This is a genomic window from Faecalibacterium sp. OM04-11BH (assembly GCF_003482185.1).
Lineage (GTDB): Bacteria > Bacillota > Clostridia > Oscillospirales > Ruminococcaceae > Faecalibacterium > Faecalibacterium tardum.
The window spans coordinates 1-4,353 of record NZ_QULS01000033.1 but is presented as its reverse complement, the minus strand read 5'-3'; the positions used below and the strand labels follow the sequence as shown (position 1 = coordinate 4,353).

At 43.8% G+C, this 4,353-nt stretch carries 5 protein-coding genes; 3 read left to right on the top strand and 2 right to left on the bottom strand.

Going from position 1 to position 4,353, the window contains the following annotated elements; translation table 11 throughout:
• On the top strand, positions 1-653 hold a 653-nt coding region (locus DXB44_RS14090; protein ID WP_118659088.1), incomplete at its 5' end, for a sigma-70 family RNA polymerase sigma factor.
• Between the two features lie 90 nt (positions 654-743).
• Here DXB44_RS14090 and DXB44_RS14085 read toward each other — a convergent pair.
• Complete coding sequence (locus DXB44_RS14085) at positions 744-1,259, bottom strand: sigma-70 family RNA polymerase sigma factor (RefSeq protein ID WP_118659086.1); 516 nt, start codon at positions 1,257-1,259, stop codon at positions 744-746.
• A 149-nt stretch (positions 1,260-1,408) separates the two neighbouring features.
• Here DXB44_RS14085 and DXB44_RS14080 point away from each other — a divergent pair, with 149 nt between their 5' ends.
• Positions 1,409-2,185, top strand: coding sequence for a hypothetical protein (locus DXB44_RS14080; RefSeq protein WP_128118058.1), 777 nt, complete (start codon positions 1,409-1,411; stop codon positions 2,183-2,185).
• A gap of 143 nt (positions 2,186-2,328) precedes the next feature.
• Here DXB44_RS14080 and DXB44_RS14075 read toward each other — a convergent pair whose 3' ends face one another.
• Positions 2,329-3,234, bottom strand: coding sequence for a peptidoglycan-binding protein (locus DXB44_RS14075; RefSeq protein WP_055186213.1), 906 nt, complete (start codon positions 3,232-3,234; stop codon positions 2,329-2,331).
• 572 nt (positions 3,235-3,806) lie between these two features.
• Between DXB44_RS14075 and DXB44_RS14070 the strand changes: the two genes are divergently transcribed.
• On the top strand, positions 3,807-4,058 hold the full coding sequence (locus DXB44_RS14070; RefSeq protein ID WP_117554343.1) for a DUF6061 family protein: 252 nt from the start codon (positions 3,807-3,809) through the stop codon (positions 4,056-4,058).
• Positions 4,059-4,353 lie beyond the last annotated feature (295 nt).

Below are 4,353 nucleotides of genomic sequence, written 5' to 3'. Positions count from 1 at the left end.
ATGAACGGCTTTGTGCGCTGGCACAGAAAGGCGATGCTGCCGCACTGGACAGCCTGATCGACAACAACAAGTCCTTTATCGGCAAGGTGGCAAATGACCTTTTCCGCAGCATGAATCTGGCACAGTCTGGCTTGAACCTTGACACGGACGATTTGAAACAGGCAGGCAATCTGGGCTTATGGAAAGCTGTGCCGAAGTTCGATGCAGCGCGCGGCATGAAGTTCCTGACCTATGCGGCTCCTGCCATCCGCAACGCCATGATGGACATGGTGCGGGATGCCTTTGCCGCTTTTGAGCAGCGGATGGTGACGGAAGACAAGGACGGCGTCTGTTACCAACGTGTTTCGCTGGATGATGTTCTGCCGGGAGAGGAACAACTACGGCGCATTGAGGCCATAGCCGACCCCTACGCCATGCAGCCGCAGAGCATTATGGAGGAGCAGGAATCGCGCCGGGAACTGTATTATGGCCTGAAACGGCTGACCCAACGGGAGCAGACCTATCTGCTGTACCGCTATGGCTTCACCGATGGCGAGGAACATCCGCTGATCGGCACGGCGATATACTTTCACCTGACAAAAGGCCGCGCCAAAAAGACCGAGGAACAGGCCATGGATAACCTGTGGCTGGAACTGCCGTGGTGGTTTGATTAAAGGGAGCGAAGAAAATAGCTTTTATACACTAAAGAATGAAATCAAAATGAATGAGAATTTATTTGGAAGTTTTAGGGAAGAATGCACATTCTAATTTTTTAATATGGAAAGCTTTTTACGGTTGATAGCTTGTCTACTGACACCAGATTTTTCTGCTATATCTGCGATGCTCATTCCTTTAAAAACAAATTGAGATAATAAGGTCAGTTCAGAAGGTTGAAGAACAGAATGTAAATCGGAAATCAATAGTTCAGGATATTCATCGTTTGAGGACAAAGACATCTGATCGAAATCAATTTCATCAACGCTTGCGATGACAGAGTTATCTACGGCGTTTTTTCGGCTGTTAAGCGAAATGTATTGATGCCGGATAGAGGATTCAATATATTTCACTAATGTGCCGTCATCTTTTCTTTGAAGTTTGGTCAATTTTCCGGAATGCAGTAATTCGAGAAGATATAATTGTAAATCTGAATAGGCATCCTCATACTTAAGAAGAGCTGCATATTTTTTCAGTAATGGCTGAAAACGTTGGACGATTTGTAGCTGTGCAAAGGAGTTGCCGTTATATGCATTTAGAAAAAGGTCAAAAAGCGTATAATTCAATTTTCTTTCCTCCTTTTAAGAGGAAAGAGAAAAAATGTTAAGATTTGTAAACGGAAAAATAGATTTTTGTGAGCTAATATAAAAAGTTTACAAGAAGGTAATAGAGACTAAACAATATGTTGATAAACTTATAAAAAAGGAGAACATATATGAATTGTGCAAAAAGTGTAAAAATGATAGTGATTCTAGGTTGTATTGTGGTGAATTTGGTGGGATGTGGAATGAATGATACAACAGCATCATCAATGTCCACAGTAGTTTCGTCACAGGATACATCGTCAAGTTCATGCAATTCTGAAGAAAAAAATGATTTGCAAGATTTTTCCCAGACGTTAGTTGATTCGACCTCGGTATTTTTAGATCAAGATCAATATACTGTTTTTGAAAAAGCGCAGAAAATAGACTATGCACTTTGGGGACAATCAAGTAACTTAAAAGGACTGAATTTTAAAATTGAAGATGCTCCGACTTTTGTGCCTATGACGCAAAATGCGCCGACATATGTAAAACTGAACGGACATGATTATGAGGTCTATCAAAATTCTTATAAAGAGTTTGAAGAATATATGAAATCTATTTTTACAAATGATTTCTTGTCACAAGATTCAATTGAGAAAAAGTTTGTGAATTATAATGGAAAACTTGCCGTTTGTGATGACTATGATTTGGCACAAATTCCATATTTTACTGGATATGTGGGAGAATATTATCCGGATGATTTCTGCTCAGTGCGATACTATTTGAAAAATAAAACGGAAGCACAAGTAAATTTTGTAATGATTGCATACTATAATCCCAATGAAACGTATGAGGAACATGATGAGTATTCATATGATGACATGAATAAAGTCGAATATGAAATGCAGTTGGTAAAAGTTGGGGATGTGTGGAGAGTAAATAAATATCACTCGCCTGAGCTTGGATAAGCAGATAGTGAAAAGTGTTGCATATAATAGGCATTGAAAAATCCCCCCCGAAGCCTTTTCGAGAGTTGAGAAAAGACTTTGGGGGGGATATATGTTAAAAATGATGCTTTACAACTTATTGTTGATGAAGAGAGTAGAGATATTTAGGAGCGACGAGCGGTTGCGATATAATCACCGTATACGGTTTCATTGCGTGCAGTTCCCGCTTCCTCAAGAGTTCGAATGACACCACCAGCAGGATCAATGACGGAAATGCTGCTTGCAGAGGAGCAACTGCCAGTATAAGCAATCGCTGTGACAAAATGCGTCTTTTTGCCATCGCTACTGTTGAGCCGAATAATGATGGGAAGGTTATTGTCAATACTTGCTTTGACTGCACTGAATACAGTCGCCTGCTCCTTACCGCCATGAGTGTAGTTGCTCGTGTCGATTTTACCATTGCACTTGCTGGGAAGAGCCCAAGTATTCAGACCGTTTGCACCCCAATTTCCACAGGCAGTCAGGACTTCGTTAGGGGTGAATTCACGAGGCCCATAGATATTAGCGGTATTCAACACGGCAACAAGAGAGCAACCACTATTTCCAACAAGCTTAACAATGTCCGGATTCTTCTGTGCCCAAAGATAGTTTCTATCAGTAGGCAGAGTGATTGAATGAGATTGACCACTTGTACCGCCCGAAGAAGCGTTCAATGCGTTTAGGGTGGCACTGCCGACCATACCATCGGCAGTCAAGCCGGATGCTTTCTGAAAACTGATAACAGCGTTATAAGTGCCTGAACCTGCAAGGCCATCCACTGTACTGGCGTAATAACCTTTGTTCTTCAGGAGCTGCTGGATGGTTTTAATGTCGCTTACCAGTGCGTTCCATGTACCATCGCCAACAATGCCATCTTGGGTAAGACCTTTTTTGCCCTGATACTTCTTAACAGCATTTTCAGTACCAGAGCCAAATTTGCTGTCAAAACTACCCGGAGGGCAGCACATGATATGCAGTCCATACTGCAGGTACATAACATAGTTGCCAGTACTTCCATTTTTGAGTAACATAGTAATAATCTCCTTTTTTTAGTAGGACGTTTATGGGGCCCTTCATTTGCGTCCTTACGTAATAGAAAGAGAGAATCACAGATGTTTTGTAAACATAGAGAGATAATTTAGGATATCTGGGTCGGTCACTCAAACCATTGCCGTCAAGTCGGTGGTGGATAGTGTGATTTTTGTTTGTCAGAGAGTAAGTGCACGGTTTCTGCACGGATTTTGCACGGTTTCAAAACGTGCAGAGGGTGCTTTTCGCTGCAAAATCCGACAAAGGGTGCAGAAATTGCTGGGTGAAAAATCACGTTGATTTGATTAAAAATAACGATGACTCGAAACTTCCATAAATTGAGACGAACCGGCGGTTTGCTCTCTTAATCAGTGGGCCCAGGGTTCGAGTCCCTGGAGGTGCACCACAACAACAAAATCCGAACTTTTTTCCGATAGGAGAAGGGTTCGGATTTTTTGTATTCTTTGGAAAACAGAACGAATCCCTTGCTTCCATCGAAAAACGTCCTAGACCTTATCATAAGAAAGCACGACAGACTACTGTGAGAGTGCCGTAAGGCGGAAAGGACACAAACATGAAGTACGATGAAAGCGCCTGCAAATTCAACATGGACACCGGGTGCGTGGAGCTGCTGCTCCGGGATGGGAGAAAGATTTCCATCGACTGCACCGGGGTCGAGGATGCACTGGACGTGACCATGGCGCAGAGGACGGAACTGGACTACCTCATCTACAATGACCCGCTGGTGTATGCAGACCTGATTCTAAACGGCGAGCCGGAAGAATATTTGAAGAATGCGGCTGGGAATCACGGGTTAGAAGATTGAGAACAAAACAAAAATAGGGTGCGCCCTGCCGGACGCACCCTGCCAAAATCCACATACGATAGCGATATGTACAGCAGGGCGTTCCCCGTCGGGAACGCTCTGTTTTTCTTTGCCGGAGATATGAGCCTGCTCTGCCTGCCATAGGCAAGCTCGCGTTTGCGAAGCGCAGCGGAGCAATGAAAGCCCCAGTGGGGCTTTTAAGCGACCGAACGGTCTTGCGCAGCAAGATGGAGGGGCCTCGCCCCGACAAGTGACCTCTGGCCTTCCTCGCTGTTCCAGCAGGCAAGGATGGCCG

Coding starts and splice junctions, on each gene's coding strand:
- DXB44_RS14080 (WP_128118058.1), top strand. CDS start 1,409: ATGAATTGTGCAAAAAGTGTAAAAATGATAGTGATTCTAGGTTGTATT.
- DXB44_RS14075 (WP_055186213.1), bottom strand. CDS start 3,234: ATGTTACTCAAAAATGGAAGTACTGGCAACTATGTTATGTACCTGCAG.
- DXB44_RS14070 (WP_117554343.1), top strand. CDS start 3,807: ATGAAGTACGATGAAAGCGCCTGCAAATTCAACATGGACACCGGGTGC.